General features: G+C 62.1%; 13 protein-coding genes, 1 tRNA gene and 1 pseudogene. 7 read left to right on the plus strand and 8 right to left on the minus strand.

The window, feature by feature from the left end:
- The first annotated feature begins 30 nt into the window (after positions 1–30).
- Positions 31–171 (plus strand): hypothetical protein, encoded by a 141-nt coding sequence (locus tag LOKO_RS19595; RefSeq protein ID WP_158509919.1) that lies wholly within the window; start codon positions 31–33, stop codon positions 169–171.
- A gap of 450 nt (positions 172–621) precedes the next feature.
- Here the strand turns inward: LOKO_RS19595 and LOKO_RS02015 are convergent.
- The 4 genes from LOKO_RS02015 to lhgO form a co-directional block, all read right to left on the minus strand.
- Positions 622–698 (minus strand) — tRNA-Arg (locus tag LOKO_RS02015).
- A gap of 74 nt (positions 699–772) precedes the next feature.
- A complete protein-coding gene (locus LOKO_RS02020; protein ID WP_066444413.1) occupies positions 773–1933 on the minus strand; it encodes a hypothetical protein in 1161 nt (386 codons plus the stop codon).
- Positions 1930–2760 carry a hypothetical protein gene (locus tag LOKO_RS02025; protein WP_066444415.1) on the minus strand — a complete coding sequence of 277 codons (831 nt, stop codon included), beginning with the start codon at positions 2758–2760 and terminating at the stop codon, positions 1930–1932. Before LOKO_RS02025 ends, LOKO_RS02020 begins: the two co-directional genes overlap by 4 nt.
- A 72-nt stretch (positions 2761–2832) precedes the next feature.
- Positions 2833–4032 carry an L-2-hydroxyglutarate oxidase gene (gene lhgO, locus LOKO_RS02030; RefSeq protein WP_066444417.1) on the minus strand — a complete coding sequence of 400 codons (1200 nt, stop codon included), beginning with the start codon at positions 4030–4032 and terminating at the stop codon, positions 2833–2835.
- A gap of 289 nt (positions 4033–4321) precedes the next feature.
- On the opposite strand from lhgO, the gene LOKO_RS02035 reads away from it, so the two are divergent.
- On the plus strand, positions 4322–5242 hold the full coding sequence (locus LOKO_RS02035) for a c-type cytochrome (protein WP_083517383.1): 921 nt from the start codon (positions 4322–4324) through the stop codon (positions 5240–5242).
- Positions 5243–5325: 83 nt separating this feature from the next.
- Here LOKO_RS02035 and rep read toward each other — a convergent pair whose 3' ends face one another.
- The 4 genes and pseudogenes from rep to LOKO_RS02055 all read right to left on the minus strand — a co-directional run.
- Positions 5326–7392 carry a DNA helicase Rep gene (gene rep, locus LOKO_RS02040; protein WP_066444419.1) on the minus strand — a complete coding sequence of 689 codons (2067 nt, stop codon included), beginning with the start codon at positions 7390–7392 and terminating at the stop codon, positions 5326–5328.
- Positions 7393–7395: 3 nt separating this feature from the next.
- Positions 7396–7878, minus strand: coding sequence for a tRNA (uridine(34)/cytosine(34)/5-carboxymethylaminomethyluridine(34)-2'-O)-methyltransferase TrmL (gene trmL / locus LOKO_RS02045; RefSeq protein ID WP_066452173.1), 483 nt, complete (start codon positions 7876–7878; stop codon positions 7396–7398).
- A 69-nt stretch (positions 7879–7947) separates the two neighbouring features.
- Positions 7948–8517, minus strand: a complete 570-nt coding sequence (locus tag LOKO_RS02050; RefSeq protein WP_066444421.1) for a YfaZ family outer membrane protein — start codon at positions 8515–8517, stop codon at positions 7948–7950.
- 37 nt (positions 8518–8554) lie between these two features.
- A pseudogene (locus tag LOKO_RS02055) lies at positions 8555–8812 on the minus strand (orotate phosphoribosyltransferase); the annotation flags it as partial.
- A 725-nt stretch (positions 8813–9537) separates the two neighbouring features.
- Between LOKO_RS02055 and cysQ the strand changes: the two are divergent.
- The 5 genes from cysQ (at position 9538) to infC (ending at position 14535) form a co-directional block, all read left to right on the plus strand.
- On the plus strand, positions 9538–10338 hold the full coding sequence (gene cysQ, locus LOKO_RS02070) for a 3'(2'),5'-bisphosphate nucleotidase CysQ (RefSeq protein ID WP_066444431.1): 801 nt from the start codon (positions 9538–9540) through the stop codon (positions 10336–10338).
- A gap of 66 nt (positions 10339–10404) precedes the next feature.
- The gene (locus LOKO_RS02075; protein ID WP_066444433.1) at positions 10405–10872 is read left to right on the plus strand and encodes a DUF2489 domain-containing protein; all 468 of its coding nucleotides are present in this window, start codon (positions 10405–10407) and stop codon (positions 10870–10872) included.
- Positions 10873–11135: 263 nt separating this feature from the next.
- The gene (locus LOKO_RS02080) at positions 11136–11807 is read left to right on the plus strand and encodes an OmpA family protein (RefSeq protein WP_083517384.1); all 672 of its coding nucleotides are present in this window, start codon (positions 11136–11138) and stop codon (positions 11805–11807) included.
- Between the two features lie 255 nt (positions 11808–12062).
- Entirely contained in the window at positions 12063–13961 is a 1899-nt protein-coding gene (gene thrS, locus LOKO_RS02085; protein ID WP_066444444.1) for a threonine--tRNA ligase, read from the plus strand.
- On the plus strand, positions 13924–14535 hold the full coding sequence (gene infC, locus LOKO_RS02090) for a translation initiation factor IF-3 (RefSeq protein ID WP_083517385.1): 612 nt from the start codon (positions 13924–13926) through the stop codon (positions 14533–14535). Before thrS ends, infC begins: the two co-directional genes overlap by 38 nt.
- Positions 14536–14598: the final 63 nt, after the last annotated feature.

Genomic DNA, 14598 nt, shown 5'->3' on the forward strand with positions numbered 1-14598 from the left:
GATAATACAAACCTATTGGGAGCAACACTCATGAAAACCATGAACCTTAAAGCCAGTTCTTTCGTGAAAATTAAATCAACCTCGCTTGATGCTGAAGCCCTGGATTTCTGGGGCGAACGGGCGCGGATTCAACTATCTTACATGGACGCAATTTCCGCCTATCTTGACTGAGTCTCCGGCTGCTTTAAGCAACACCCAACCTATTTATGAACAACACCAGTAAAGCGGCAGGTGAGTTATTTCTGCCAGTAGACAGGTGTTGATGTCATGAAATATCAAATTAAATACATGGAGGGTCGATATCGCTCCGAGCCGCGCGATAGCTGACTAATATGCGTAATCAGGAAATGTTATGAAATTCATCTTTGCACTAGCACTTGGAACAATAGCCTTGCTCTTGGCTATCACCACCAAGGATTCGACTAGCGTGCGAATCTTCCTTGCTTCCGTGGGGCTGGCATTATGCGCGGTGGCGCTGAGCCCAGGGGCTGCTCGAGGTAAGCCGACAGTATCCGGGCACCTTAAATCAGGCAAATCCAAGCTGAGCGAGCTAAGTGCTCGGAAAGAGACAAGAACGGCCACCGCCGTTAGAAGCTAAGTGACCGTTTTTGCTGATGTTATTGGCGCGCCCAGTAGGATTCGAACCTACGACCCCTGCCTTCGGAGGGCAGTACTCTATCCAGCTGAGCTATGGGCGCTTGCTTGCTATGAAGCGGCAACATCGTAACCGTCAGCGCCCGGACTGTCCAGCCTGGTCGTCCCGCAGCCGTCGTTATCCGTCGCCCCCGACGATACGGTACCGCTCACTCACCCCGCCGGACGCCTCGGCGCGACGCGTCGCCACTTCGAGCTGCTGCTCGAGCACGGTGGCGCTGCCCGTCGTGCCGCTCTCGAGCATCCCCTTCACCTCAGCCTTGGCCCGGGTCACCTCGGCTTCGAGTTCCGCCGCCATCTCGGCGCGGTATAGCGCCTCTTCGGCCTTTAGCAGGGCGTACTCAGTACCGGCGAAGCCGGCCAATGCCACCGCAGCGCCGGTCAGCAACGCGCCCGGCCCGGTGGGAGCGGTGGCAACCGCCGCAGTGCCGCCGGCCGCCAACGAGCGAGCGCCATGGACCCCCAGCCGCGCCACGACCCTGCCGGCCACCACACGTGCGCCTCTTGCGGCGGCACCGGAGGCGAGCCGCTGGACAAGAACGCGACTGGTGACAAAGCCCACCACTGCACCTGCCCCGGCCGTGCCCCAGCGGGCCGTATCCCATTGCCCCTGGAAGGCCTGGCTCAGCGTCAGGTCGAGATCGATAGTGTGAATCGCATCGGCACTGTCCGAGGTTCCCGCAGCCTGGCGGTCGGCGAAACGGGCGTGCAGCGTCCGGCCGATATCCTCCACCAGGACCTGGTGGGTCAATGCCAGCTGGGTCGGGAAATCCGCCTGAAGCTCAGCCAGTGCCGATGCGAAGCCGCTCTCCTCGATGAGTCGCTCGGTGAGCTGCGCTTCGAGCCATTTGTCCAGATCGCCAACAATGGCGACACCCAACCTGTGATAGCTACCCCGGAGCGAGAAGTACCAGTCGAGATAAGCCGGCACGGCCGCTTCCAGGGGGGCAAAGCTGGCATCGACCCGCTCGTCGATCCAGAGCTGCATCTCCTGCAGCAACCGGGGGTGTGCAGCCTGAGTGAGCTCGGCAAGCTCCCGGCCGAAGGCGGCATGGGTATCTGCATCCAGGATCAGGGTTTCACCGCTGACCACGACCCGGAACAGCGGGGCGTCGCTTCGGTCCTGCAGGGCACGGTACCCCTGGGTAAGCGCCACCATCAGCAGCACAACCAGCAGCAGGGAGACGCCCCACGGTTGCCAGCCACGCGCCCGCCACCACCGAGCTGCAGGTAGACTTACGGCAGCTCCCAAGCCGACGCTCTCCCGCGGTGCAGTCATTCGCGCTCCTTCCCTCTCTTCATCGGCAGGGCCTCCAGGGTGGCCTCGCGCAGTGTTTCGGCCCCCATCAGCAAACGCACGTAGGCCCAGGCGAAGGCGCTTTGCACCAGCAACAGCAGCAGCCAGCCCACCAGAGCCAGGCTTTCGCTTAGCTCGCCTCGCTCGGTGGCATTCTGCATTGCCCAGTACTGGGTGACCTCAAGCGCCCTGGCCAGCCGCTCGAAGAACCCCAGCAGGGAATCATGGCCATCGGCGGGCACATGGCGCATCAGCGCCTCCTCCCAGCCCAGCCCCACCAGGTAGTGCTGGGGCAGCCACAGTGCCAGCAGCACCAGCAACACCGTCAACAGCAGGCCCAGCGGCCAGGCCTGCAGTCGTCGCGTCACCGCCGGCAGATACTCGGCGATGACGTGGCGCGCCAGGCGACGACGCATGACGGAGCGCAGCCAAATCAGCCCCGCTACGCCAATCCACAGCACAGGCCAGTAGACCGGCGAGAGCAGGCGTAGTTTCACCAATAGCAGCAGGGCCAGCAGGATACCCAGCAGCTGATGCCAGGCAATCATCACCAGCCCGCCTCGCAGCCAGCGATGCCAAGGTGAGGCTGCCTGGAGGTACTGGCCCAGCCAGGCTCGCCGCCTGAGCCGTGCCGTCTCCAGGCTGCCGGCAAATATCAGTTGGGTCGTGATGACCCAGGCCGGGAGCAACAGCATGCTGGCAATGCTGGAGCCAACCACTGACCAGACCAGCAGGATGGCCACGACCAGGGCCAGGTGACCATCGCGACGAACCCAAGGATGCCAGCGTGCGGTTGCGTGCCTGATCATTTGGCGTCCCCCGTGTTGCGCTGCTGCAAGCGTACGTTATCGCCCACGGCGAGATATGAGGTGCCGTGAGACTCAGGTGGACTGCACCATCTCGCTGACCTTTTCCAGGATATGGTGTCCGATGGGAATGGCCGAAGTGGCCGCCGGCGAAGGGGCGTTGCAGACATTAACCGTACGGCGGGTGTTCACGAACAGAAAGTCGTCGATCAGTCGACCGTCCCGGGAAACCGCCTGGGCACGCACCCCGGCGGGCCAGGGCTCGAGGTCTTCCAGGGTCAGGCTGGGGCAGTACTTGCGCACCTCCGCAAGGTAGCCCTTCTTGAACAGCGAGTTCTTCATCTCGGCGAGGCCCGGCTTCAGGTTGCGGCCCAGAACCTTTAACACTCCCGGATTGGTGAACATGCGTGCCATGTCGGACAGCGAGAAATCGCTCTTGCGATACCCTTCCCGCTTCAGTGCCAGCACCGCATTGGGTCCCACCGTCACCGAGCCATCGATCATGCGGGTGAGGTGTACGCCCAGAAAGGGCATGGAGGGGTCGGGAATGGGGTAGATGAGATGGTTGACGATTCCGCTGTGCCTGTCGGGCAAACGGTAGTACTCGCCGCGAAACGGGCAGATGGTGAAACCCGGGTTCCGGCCCAGCAGGCGCACGACCCGGTCGGCCATCAATCCCGAACAGCTCACCAGGTAGCGGCTGTTGAACTCTCCTTGGGAGGTGGTGACGATCACCTCACCGGTTCGCTCGGCAAGCGCCGTCACGTCATGGCCATAGCGGATCTGGCCGCCGTGGCGCTCGAATTCGGTCGCCATGGCCTCGGCGACCCGCGCGTAATTGACGATGCCGCTGGAGGGAACGAAGATTCCGCCGATGCCGGTGATATTGGGCTCGCGCTCCTTGAGCGCCCCGGCTGAAAGCCACTCCCGCTCCAGCCCATTGGCCCCGGTGCGCTCCCACAGCGCTTCCATACGCTGCATTTCTTGGCCATTGGTCGCCACCAGCAACTTTCCGCAGATCTCGAAGTCGATGGCATGGCGCTCGCAGAATTCGCGAGTGGCGCGGTTGCCCTCCAGGCAGAAGCGCGCCTTGAGACTGCCGGGGGCGTAGTAGACGCCCGCGTGGATCACGCCGCTGTTGTGGCCGGTCTGGTGGTGGGCGGGCCCCGCCTCCTTCTCCAGCAGCACGATCTTCTTCTCAGGAAAGCGTTCAATCAGCTGCATGGCAGTGGAAAGCCCGAGGATCCCGCCGCCAATGATAGTGAAGTCGTACACGCGCGCCCCTGTCGTCATCGAGTCATATCAGGATAGGATGCCCACGATACCCTGTTGCAGGCCACAGCGGCCATAGAACTGTGCCAGGAAGCGCCCGAACGCCCCCTGCGACAGCTGCAGCCGTGTCGTGGCCCGCCTCTCATGCCAAAGACATGGGCAACGGCGTTTTCCAGCGGTTTGGGTTATCGGTATACTACGCTGCATTGTGTGCTTCATGGTGTCCGCGGCTTTCGTGTGCCGACGCGCCACGAGCTGATAACGATTACAGGACCGTCGGGAGGTGGTGAGAGTGAAATCCAGCAAGTTGATCATGGGGTGTCTGGCCACCCTGGGCCTGACCGCGGGCGCCTCGTCCGTCCATGCCGAAGTGGACCGGGATGCCATTGCCGAGCGCCTGAAGCCTGCCGGCAACCTCTGCCTGCAGGGTGAGGATTGCGGCACCGCTGCCGCCCGCGAAGCGGAAGGGGATGCACCCGCGAACGGCATCGATGGTGGATCCATCTATGGCAATGTCTGTGCGGCCTGTCATGAGTCCGGGGCTGCCGGCGCGCCGATTCGCGGCGACGAGGGCGGCTGGGCAGACCGCATCGACAAGGGTTGGGACGAGCTGCTGGCCAACTCCATCAACGGCATCGGTGCCATGCCAGCCCGTGGCGGCAACCCCAACCTTTCCGACGAGGAAGTGGCCGCGTCTACCGCCTATCTACTCGAGCCGGTGATGGACGTGCCGGAAGTGGGTGACGAAGAGGTGGCTGATGAAGCGCCCGCCGCCGATGAGGAGCCGGCAGCTGACGAAGCACCCGCCGAGGATGCTGCAGCCGACGAAGAAGCCGTGACCGAAGAAGGTCCGGTGGAAGAGGAAGCCGAAGCTGCAGCCGTCGCAGCCGAAGAAGCGGTCGAAGACGAAGCCGTTGAAGAAGCTGCTACGGAAGAAGCAGCTCCCGTCGATGACGAGCCAGCATGGGCCGATATCGACGGCGAGGCGATCTACAATCAGGCCTGCATGGCCTGCCACATGACCGGGGCCGCCGGCGCGCCGATTCGCGGCAATGAAGGCCACTGGGCCGAGCGCATGGAGAAAGGCATGGAGACTCTCTACGAGAACTCCATCACCGGCATCGGCGCCATGCCGCCCAAGGGTGGCCATGCCAACCTGTCCGACGACGAGGTGCGCGCGGCTACCGACTATCTGGTCGAGCCGACTCGCTGATTCGAGTCACGTTAGTCCAAACGGGGCGCCATTGGCGCCCCGTTTGCATTGGTGGCAAGAGCCCTCAGCCCAATAAAGAGCCTTCAGCCTAACAGTGAGCGCAGCCCCGCAATGGCGTCCTTGCCCCGCGCCTGTTTTTTCTCCGGGTCTTCCCGGTCGGGCTGGCCTTCCCACTCCAGATCCTCCTGCGGCAGTTCGTCGAGGAACCGGCTGGGGGCGCAGTCCATCAGCTCGCCAAAGGCCTTGCGCTGGCGGGCCAGGGTCAGCGTCAGGGTGCGTCGCGCGCGGGTGATGCCCACATAGGCGAGGCGTCGCTCCTCCTCCACGGTACCTGCCTCGATGGCGTTGCGGTGAGGCAGAAGCTCCTCCTCGAGCCCCATCAGGTAAACGTGAGGAAACTCCAGCCCCTTGGAGGCGTGCATGGTCAGCAGCTGTACCTTGTCGGTGTCGTCCTCCTCGGCCTGCTGCTCGAGGATGTCACGCAGCACCAGCCGGGAGATGGCGGCTTCCACCGTATCCGTCTCGGTTTCCTCGCTGGCGGTGCTCTCTTCCGGGCTGATGTCTTCAGGGTCGGTCCGCATCGACTTCTCGAGCTGGTCGATGAGGATCCAGACATTGCCCATGCGCTTCTCGGCGATGGTCGGCGCGCTGGCGTTCTGGTAGAGCCATGCCTCGTAGTCCATCTCGTGCAGCATGCTGCGGATGGCGGCAATCGCATCCCCGCCGTCCATCCGGCGGCGCACGCCGTCGATGAAGTGGGTGAAGCGCCCCAGGCGCTCCACCGCCCGGGCCGGAAGCTGCTGCTCCAGGCCCAGCTCGTGACAGGCGGCGAACAGCGAGGCGCCGCGCTCGGTGGCGTAGTTGGCCAGCTTCTCCAGGGTGCCGGGGCCGATCTCCCGGCGCGGCACGTTGACGATACGCAGGAAGGCGTTGTCGTCGGCCGGATTGATCAGCAGCCGCAGGTAGGCCATGGCGTCCTTGATCTCGTTGCGCGAGAAGAAGGAGGTGCCGCCGGAGAGCTTGTAGGGAATCTGGTAGTGCTGCAGCTTGAGCTCGAGCAGCCGCGCCTGGAAGTTGCCCCGATAGAGCACCGCGAAGTCGCGCCACTCCGCCCGCTCCTTGATGCGCCGGGTGAGTATCTCGCTGGCCACCCGCTCGGACTCGGCCTCCTCGTGGCTGTTGACCACCACGCGAATCGCCGCCCCCTGGCCCATCTCCGACCACAGGGTCTTCTCGTAGACGTGGGGGTTGTTGGCGATCAGGGTGTTGGCCGCCCGCAGGATGGTGCCGGTGGAACGGTAGTTCTGCTCCAGCTTGATCACGTTGAGCCGCGGGAAGTCCTCGCCCAGGGTCACCAGGTTCTCCGGCCGGGCACCGCGCCAGGCGTAGATCGACTGGTCGTCGTCGCCCACCACGGTGAAGGTCTTGCGCTCTTCCATCAGCAGCTTGACCAGCAGGTACTGCGAGACATTGGTGTCCTGGTACTCGTCCACCAGCATGTAGTGGATCTTGCGCCGCCAGCGTGCCAGCACGTCAGGGTTATCGCGCAGCAGCACCACCGGCAGCAGGATCAGGTCATCGAAGTCCACGGCATTGTACGCCTTGAGGTGACGCACGTAGGCTTCGTAGACCCTGGCGGCATACTGCTCGTTCTCGTCGGCGGCATGGGAGAGCGCTTGGCCGGGCAGGATGAGGTCGTTCTTCCACGCGGAAATCTGATGCTGGACCTGGTTGATCTGATCGGCGTCGACCTGGGCATCCTTGTTCATCAGGTCGCGCAGCAGCGCCTTGGCATCCTCGGAGTCGAACAGCGAGAAGCCCGGCTTGTAGCCCAGCGCCTTGAGCTCACCGCGAATGACGTTGAGCCCCAGGGTGTGGAAGGTCGAGACCGTCAGGCCATGGCCCTCCTTGCCCTTGAGCATCGTCCCCACGCGCTCCTTCATCTCCCGGGCGGCCTTGTTGGTGAAGGTCACCGCGGCGATGCGGCGGGCGCTCATGCCGCACTCCTGGATCAGGTAGGCGATCTTGGTGGTGATAACGCTGGTCTTGCCGGATCCGGCGCCGGCCAGCACCAGGCAGGGGCCGTCGATATAGCGCACCGCTTCCTGCTGGCGAGGGTTGAGCTTGGCCAGGCGCTGCTTGATCGACATGCTTCACTCCTTGCCGGCGAGATCGAGCGCGCCCGGATAGCCCAGCTGACGCCAGGCCTCGAAGACGATCACCGCACAGGCGTTGGAAAGATTGAGGCTGCGGCTGTCGGGCAGCATGGGGATACGCAGCCGCTGCTCAGGGGGCAGCGCATCGAGCATTGCCTGGGGCAGGCCGCGGGTCTCCGGGCCGAAGAGCAGAGCATCGCCCTCGCGGTAGGCCGGCTCATGATAGCCGGTGCGGCCCCGGGTCGAGACGGCGAACACCCGCTTGGGCGCTACCGCATCGAGAAAGGCCGGCCAGTCGCGATGCACCCTCACCGCGGCCCATTCATGGTAGTCGAGCCCGGCGCGCCGCAGGCGCTTGTCGTCGAGCACAAAGCCCAACGGCTCGATGAGATGCAACCGGAAGCCGGTATTGGCGCACAGCCGGATCAGGTTGCCGGTGTTGGGCGGTATTTCGGGTTCGTACAGCACGACATCGAGCATGGCGACCTGCCAGTGAGAACGCATGCGGGCCCCCGCAGGGGCCCGCCGATACAGGGCATATTGCCGGTATCAGAAACTCAGGCGCACGCCAACCTGCGCGCCCCGGTCCAGGGTGCGATTGCCGCGACCATTGTCGAAATCGGCCGCCGCCTGGCGCAGGCCCACATAGCCATCCACGTTGGGAGTAAAGGAATAACGGGCACGAACACCCAGCTCGTAGCCGTCGTCCAGGTCACTGCTGGTCACCACGCTGGGCGTATAGAAACCGTAGCCGCCCACCGAGACATCGGGCATCTGGGGCAGGAAGACATAGCCATAACCCCCCAGGCCCAGACCGCCGCCGTTGCCATGATCGGTATCGTAATGGGTCCAGCGCGCGCCCACGCCGATATCACGGTCACGATTGCGCTGAACGCCGAGCAGCTGGGCATGATAAATGGTGGCATCGTCACGATAGTCGCTGTGAAGCACGCCGCCCCCCAGGTTGATACCATGCGCCAGCTCGCCGTTTGCCTCGAACTGCACCGCATCCGGGCCCAGGTTCAAGTCCAGGCTACCGGAAGCCGCGTGCGCCCCGCTCGCTGCCAGAAGGGCGCCCGCGAAGGTGGCAAGGGCAAACTGCCTCGTGAGGGTTTTCATCGAATGCTCCTTATTGGTGACATCTCATCGACAACGACTAATCGACAGCGATACCGTAGCGGGCACGGTAGTCGCGGATGGCCTCGGCATGGCCGCTGAACGCCTCGCCGCCCTGCTCTTCCAGGTAGGCGAGCACCATATCCAGCGTCACGATGCTGATGACCGGCATGCCGTAACGTGCCTCGACTTCCTGAATGGCGCTCTGATGCTTGCCTGCACCTTCATCCACACCGCACTCCTGCCGGTCCAGAGCGATGACAACTCCCACCGCCTGGGCGCCGGCGGCCTCGATCAGTGCCGTACTCGATGACCTTTCCGATTTCGCGGGTCAGCCTCGCCTGGTGGTGATGCTTACCGACGGTGAGGAGACCTGTGACGGGGATGTGGCCGCCTCCGTGGAGGCACTGATCGAGGAGGGGGTGGACGTGCGCCTCAATATCGTCGGCTTCCATATCGACGAGATCGGCCTTCAGGCCGAGTTCGAGCGCTTTGCCGCCCGTGGCGGCGGCGAGTACTTCGATAGCCNGAGACCGGCTCGCAGAGCGCCGCGGCGGTGCTCTTGCCATCCGGCTTTTACGCCGTCGATCATCAGGGCATGAGCGGCGCGGTCTATCTGGTTGGCGTTCTGGCACTGAATAGCCGCTTCATGTACTGGAACTGGAAGGTTTGGCGAGGCCACGATCCCGAGGCGCCTCTGGCCGCATTCTGGTTCTCTATTCGCTATATACTTGGCGTGTTCGGGGTTCTGCTCCTTGATCACTACGCAGCCCTCTGGGCGTTGTAATGGCGGGGCGCCGAAACCTCGGCGCCCTGACGCTCGCCTCCTCCCTCACTTCCTTTCTTTGCCTCTTTTTCCCTCTCGGTATCAATGACGGCCTGGGACTCTCCTGCGCCTGTCGTTGATGACCCTTTCGGCTGATCTATTATACTTTGGTTGATAGCTCGCTCCGGTAGGGGTGAAGCGGGTCAAAGCCATTTTTTCCGATGGCGTTGGTTCTCCGTTTGGCAAAGGGGGTGGCGATGTCTAGCGGCGATACGCCGATGCAACTGCCGAGCCTTGAGGCGTTGCGTGGGCTTTGCGAAGCGGCGGGGCGGGATATACTGGCCTTTCGATCGATCGGTCACGATGTGCAGTATAAACGTGACGGGAGTCCTGTCAGCGAGGCAGATTACGCCGCTCACCGACGCCTTGCGGCAGGCTTGCCCCAGTTGGTGGACCTGCCTGTGCTTTCAGAAGAGCAGGCGACAGTGCCCTGGACGGTCCGGCGGGAGTGGCAATGCTACTGGCTTGTCGACCCACTCGACGGCACGCGCGACTACGTCGATGGCTATGACGACTTCACCGTCAATGTGGCGCTTGTCACGGATGGCCATGTGTTGCTTGGTATGGTCCATGCCCCTGCCACTGGCTTGACGTGGGCCGGCGGTTCGGGCCTGGGCGCCTGGCGCTGGTGCGAGGATTTCCGTGAGCCCTTGAGGGTGCGCGTCGGTAACCCACTCCGAATCGTGGCCAGTCGGGCTCATATTGACGACGCGACCCAGCGTCTGGTTTCGATGTTTCCCGATGCTCGGCTGCAGCGATATGGGAGTTCGGTGAAGTTCTGTCGGATTGCCGAAGGAGGTGCTGACCTCTATCCGCGAGTCGGCCCAACCTGTGAGTGGGACACCGCTGCAGGGCAGGGCGTTCTGGAGGGTGCCGGCGGGGCGGTGTTGAGCCTGGAGAGCGGGCTGACATTGCGCTACAACCATGCTGAAAGCCTAATCAACTCGCCTTTCGTGGCTTGTAGCGATGCTACCCTGGTGGCTCATCTGCTGCCCTGAGTGTATCGCCTGCCCATGGGTGAGGTACAATTCAAGCTAATTCGTAACCACAGGCTGGAAGAAGCCATGACGACAACGACTGCCCTGATCCTGCTTGCGGTGGGCGTGGCCATCACTGCCGGTATGGGCGCCTACGCCTTAACACTCTGGCGTGAGATCAATCGCCGGCAAGCCGCCAAGCAGGATGAGATCCAGCGCGCTCACACCAACTGTCTGGAAAATCTGGAGATCGTCGCCTCGTCGCTATTGCAGGAGCAGGTGGACGTCACCGAGGGGGCTTGGCGCTGCAAGGTGTTGCTGGAGATACTCGACCCCCAGTTGCTGGAACGTCCGGCCTTTCGTCCCTTTGGCGAGGTTTATGCCCGGACCCAGCACCTGCATACCCATTCAGCACGTAAGGCGCTCACCCCGCGCGACAGGATGCGAGAGGATCGCGAGCGGTTGGAGGTGGAGGCAGAACTGCGCCAGCCAGTGTTGAAGGCCGCGGCCGAGGTGCTGGAATTTCGTCGGACCTGGCCCGGCAGCCTCCATTGAGGCAAGCACGGCCTGGACATGACTATGCTGTACATGCATTGTACAGTACTATTTCGATGCAACGCTTTGATTGTTTGCGCAGGCTTGTATAGTCTTCTGCGCTTGGCGTCGAGGCTGCCTAATTCTCGGACAGTTGAATTAGGTTATGCTTTGAGAGTGGCTGATTAAGGCCTACACTGTGAAGAACCGGGTCCCAGAATTCCCGGATATTTCGGGTCCTCGACAATGGACTGCCCGAAGATGAATCAAGAAGGAGTCTTGTAATGAAAAAATCTACGACTGGCTTGCTGTTAGGTTCTGCTCTCGTCATCGGTCTTTCCGGCTGTGCCAATACTCAGGGTGGGGCGACTGCCTCAACAGATCGTCCCTGGTATCAGCAGCCTGTGGTCTGTGGTGTCGCTGGTGGCCTGATCGGCGGCAGCATCGGCTATGCCGTCAGCGGCAGCTCCGATGAGGACCAGGGTGTTGGTGTTGGTGGCGCTACCGGTGCAGCTATTGGTGCATTGCTGTGTGCCGACCGCACGCCAGCACCGGTTGCCGAGCCTGAGCCCGAGCCGATGCCGGAGCCTGCACCGGCACCTGCACCGGAGTTCGAACCGGTAGTGCTGGATAGCGAAGTTACCTTCGCCTTCGATTCTTCCGAAATTCGTGAAGGTGCATACCGCGAGCTCGAACAGGTTGCGAATACCCTGCGTGAGAATCCCGATATGCGTGTGCGTATCGAAGGCCACACCGATCATGTCGGTTCTGCCGAGTACAACGAGGGTCTCTCCCAGCGTCGCGCCGATTCCGTCAGGGACTTCCTCGTCTCTCGCGGTATTGACGCCAACCGCATGACCACCGTTGGCTATGGCGAATCGCGTCCGGTCGCCACCAACGAGACTGACGAAGGTCGCGCGCAGAACCGTCGCGTGGAAATCGTCAACTGGGACTGATCTCACGATCGGACCCGGGGGCCTGAATCAAGGCCGCTTGTAGTAGACAGGGGCACCTTCGGGTGCCCCTGTTCCGTTCCGCACCCCCGGCCTGCCACGGCCAGCTTTCATGGCGTGGCGTGAGAAGGGGGGCATCTGGTAGTCTTGTCGGCTGTCGTGACCCGTCATGGACTGTTTTGAACTGTTTTGAACTACGCCACTAACTGCGGCACGTGATCCCTGGTATGGATCACCACTGCGCACAAGGACGCTTCAATGCCCATCGTGACCCTGCCGGATGGCAGCCAGAGAACCTTCGACGAATCCCTTTCCGTAATGCAGTTGGCCGAATCGATCGGGCCTGGCCTGGCCAAGGCCTGTGTCGCCGGCAAGATTGACGGCGCACTGGTGGACGCTGCCGATGTCATCGATCATGACGCCGAAGTGGCAATTATCACCGCCCGCGATCCGGAAGGTCTCGAGGTCATTCGCCACTCCTGCGCTCACCTGATCGGCCATGCGGTCAAGCAGCTCTATCCCCAGGCGAAGATGGCCATCGGTCCGGTGATTGACGATGGTTTCTACTACGATATCGACTTTGGTGCTTCCATCACCCCGGACGATCTGGCCGCGATCGAGACGCGCATGAAGGCGCTGATCGACGAGGAGTATGACGTCGTTCGCGAGTATGTGGACCGCGATCAGGCGATGCTGACCTTCCTGCATCGCGATGAGCCCTACAAGCAGGAGATCGTCCGTGAGATTCCCGAGGGGGAGACGATTCGGCTCTATCAGCACAAGGAATATACTGACATGTGTCGGGGGCCCCATGTGCCCAACACCCGGCACCTGAAGGCATTCAAGCTGACCAAGCTGGCCGGCGCATACTGGCGTGGCGATGCCAGCAACCCGATGCTGACCCGGGTATATGGCACGGCCTGGGGTGACAAGAAGCAGCTGAAGGCCTATCTCAAGCGCCTCGAAGAGGCCGAGAAGCGCGATCACCGCAAGCTGGCCAAGCGCATGAACCTTTTCCACCTTCAGGAGGAGGCGCCGGGGATGGTGTTCTGGCACCCCAATGGCTGGACCATCTATCAGGCGCTCGAGCAGTACATGCGCAAGGTACAGGTCGAGCACGGCTACCAGGAGATTCGCACCCCGCAGGTGGTAGACCTGTCGCTGTGGAAGAAGTCCGGTCACTGGGGGCACTACAGCGACCTGATGTTCACCACCGAGTCGGAGAAGCGCGAATACGCGGTCAAGCCGATGAACTGCCCCTGCCATGTGCAGGTGTTCAACCAGGGGCTCAAGAGCTACCGTGACCTGCCCCTGCGCCTGGCGGAATTCGGCAGCTGTCATCGCAACGAACCGTCCGGTTCACTGCACGGCCTGATGCGGGTGCGCGGCTTTACCCAGGACGATGCGCACATCTTCTGCACCGAGAAGCAGATTCAGGCTGAAGCGGAAGACTTCATCGCCCTGACGCTCAAGGTCTACAAGGAGCTGGGCTTCGACGACGTGGAGCTCAAGCTGTCGACTCGCCCCGATGGCTTCATGGGCGAGGCAGGGCTGTGGGACCGGGCCGAGCAGGGACTGGAGGCGGCCCTCGATGCCACCGGCCTTGAATGGGAGCTGCAGCCGGGTGAGGGCGCCTTCTACGGACCCAAGATTGAATTCGCTTTGCGCGATTGCCTGAATCGCGTCTGGCAATGCGGTACACTGCAGCTGGATTTCAATCTGCCCGGCCGGTTGAACGCTCAATTCGTCGATGAGGACGGTGAGCGCAAGACGCCGGTCATGCTGCATCGGGCCATTCTCGGCTCCTTTGAGCGCTTCATCGGTATCCTGATCGAGCACTACGCCGGGGCGATGCCGCTCTGGTTGGCGCCCGAGCAGGTGGCGGTGATGACAATTACCGATGCGCAGCGCGACTATGCGGTACAATTGGAGCGTCGCTTGCAGAAAATCGGTCTTCGCGTCAAGGCGGACTTGAGGAACGAGAAGATCGGCTTTAAAATCCGCGAGCATACGTTGCAGAAAGTTCCCTATCTCCTTGTGGTAGGGGATAAGGAAGTCGAAGCCGACTCGGTTGCCGTGCGCACCCGCACCGGCGAAAACCTCGGCGTCCAGACCGTCGATGAATTCATCGAGCGTGTTCGGGCCGAAGGTTGGTAACGACACTGTCAATTACCGGAACGGAGACGGAACGATCAAGCGAAGCAGCCAGCGCGGACGTCCTCAGGACAAGCGCCCCCCAATGAACGAGCGTATTACCGAGGATCAGGTACGCCTGATCGACAGCGACGGCGAGCAGCTGGGCGTAGTGCCCACCAGTGAAGCACTGGAGCGAGCCGAAGCGGCCGGTTTGGACCTCGTCCAGATTTCCAATGCCGACCCCATCGTCTGCAAGATCATGGATTACGGTAAATTCGTCTTTGAGCAGAAGAAGCAGAAGGCAGCTCAAAAGAAGAAAACGAAGCAGATTCAGGTCAAGGAAGTTAAATTCCGGCCTGGCACCGACGAGGGCGACTATCAGGTCAAGCTGAAAAACCTGATCCGATTCCTCGAAGGTGGCGACAAGGGCAAGGTCACGCTGCGTTTTCGCGGCCGTGAAATGGCGCACCAGGACATCGGCCGCAAGCTGATGGAGAGGATCGCTGCGGATCTCGACGAGATCGGGACCGTGGAGTCTTTCCCCAAAATGGAAGGGCGCCAGATGATCATGATCATTGCCCCCAAGAAGAAGTGATCCGACGGCCAGTCAAACGGATGGTCGGCGTCATTGCCGGCCATAGGCCACGGATTTTCTAAA

The organism is Halomonas chromatireducens (assembly GCF_001545155.1).
Classification (GTDB): Bacteria; Pseudomonadota; Gammaproteobacteria; order Pseudomonadales; family Halomonadaceae; genus Halomonas; species Halomonas chromatireducens.